The 1906-nt window shown below is 65.0% G+C and carries 2 protein-coding genes; both read left to right on the top strand.

The window, feature by feature from the left end; translation table 11 throughout:
• Positions 1-1071, top strand: a 1071-nt coding sequence (locus tag ACRDU5_RS15685; protein ID WP_526615543.1) for an FAD-binding protein, incomplete at its 5' end; no start/stop codon positions are given.
• A 181-nt stretch (positions 1072-1252) separates the two neighbouring features.
• Positions 1253-1906: HXXEE domain-containing protein (locus ACRDU5_RS15680; protein ID WP_526615541.1), on the top strand; the 654-nt coding region annotated here is incomplete at its 3' end.

Below are 1906 nucleotides of genomic sequence, written 5' to 3'. Positions count from 1 at the left end.
CTGCGTCAGCTGCCCGGCGGAATCAACTACGACGCCGCCAGCGGGCGGGTCACAGCGACGCCGGCGACCAGCCTGTATGAACTGCACCAGGCGCTGGCCGCGGCCGGCCGGGGCATCCCGACGGGTACCTGCCCGTCCGTCGGTGCCGCGGGGCACGCCCTCGGCGGCGGGCTGGGCGCCCAGTCCCGGCACGCGGGCCTGCTCAGCGACGCGCTGACGTCGGCGACGGTGGTGTTGCCCGGCGGCCAGGCGGTCACCGCGTCCGCCGCCAGCCACCCCGATTTGCTCTGGGCGTTGCGTGGCGGCGGTGGCGGCAACTTCGGTGTGACAACCTCGCTGACCTTTGCCACGTTCCCCACCTCAGACGTCGACGTCGTGAACCTCAATTACCCGCGGCAGTCGTTCGCGCAGGTCCTCGTGGGTTGGCAGAACTGGCTGCGCACCGCCGACCGAAGCAGCTGGGCACTGGCGGACAGCACTACCGACGCCATGGGTACGCACTGCCGCATCATGGCGACCTGCCCGGCCGGGTCGGGTAACAGCGTGGCGAGCGCCATCACCTCAGCCGTCGGAATGGAACCGACCAGGACCGACAACCACACGTTCAACTATTTGGACCTGGTGAAGTATCTGGCCGTCAACAATCTGAACCCGACGCCGCTCGGATACGTCGGCGGATCCGATGTTTTTCCGACCATCAACGCAGGCGCAGCGCAGGGCATCGCCGCAGCGGTCAACGCCTTTCCTCGTGGGGCGGGCCGCATGATTGCGATCATGCACGCCCTCGACGGCGCCCTCGCCACTGTGGCGCCGGGGGCCACCGCATTTCCGTGGCGCAGGCATTCCGCGCTGGTGCAGTGGTACGTCGAAACGGATTCCCCGTCGGCAGCGACCAGCTGGCTCAACACGGCACACCAAGCGGTGCAACCGTATTCGGTCGGCGGCTATGTGAACTATCTCGAGGCAAACCAGCCGCCGTCGCGCTACTTCGGCCCGAATCTATCCCAGCTGAGCGCCGTACGGCAGAAATATGATCCCGGCCGGGTCATGTTCTCCGGGCTGAATTTCTAGCCGCCGAGTGTGCCTGGGCCCACGCACTGTCCGGGCGCATCATCGCCGTTTTAGTTGTTAAGCTGCATCTTTCCTGGCATCCCGGCGAAGCGGGGCACAATTGTGCGCGAAGAGCGCTCGCTCGCAGAACTCGATTCGTGGGTAGTAGGCCAAACGACGGCAGTGGAAAATGGAGGCGGCGATGAATACGACGGCGTTCGACGTTTACCGCAAGGAATGGCCCCGCGTGGGCGCGCTGCTGGCGATGGTGCTCGCAGGGGCGAGTGTGTTGGGCGGGCGGAAGAAGCTGACTAATCTGCGTGCTCTGTCGGTGATGAACATGCTCGCGTTGGCCGTCCATCAATACGAGGAGTACGTCGACCCCGGCTTCTTTCCCGGTCATACCAACGCTCGCGTAATGAGGAGCGACCAACCGCTCAACTATCCGCTCAATAGGCAATCGTCACTGTGCATCAACACTGCTCTCGCCTATCCGTTCTACGTCGCGCCGATCGTCTTTCCCGGAGTCAAGTGGTTGGGGCTGCCGCCGATGTTGTTCGGCATCGCTCAAGCGGTCGACCACGGGATTGTCCTTCCCGCCCTCGCCCGCAGTAAGTACAGCCCCGGTTTCCTCGCCGCAATCCTGCTGCACGTTCCGATCGGCTTCACCTACATCCGGGCGTTGCGTACTGAAGGGCCGATCGGCCGCGATACATGGAACAAGAGCCTTGGCGTCACCCTGCTCTTCTTGGCCGCCCTACTGGTCCCTTTCTTCGGCTACCTCGACAGGAACAGCCCCTATGCCTTCAGCGCCAAGCAGATGGGCCCCTTCGGCAGCGAAGCGCCGGAGCCGGCC

This window comes from Mycobacterium sp. (assembly GCF_050701515.1).
GTDB lineage: Bacteria > Actinomycetota > Actinomycetes > Mycobacteriales > Mycobacteriaceae > Mycobacterium.
This window is presented reverse-complemented; position numbering and strand designations above follow the sequence as displayed.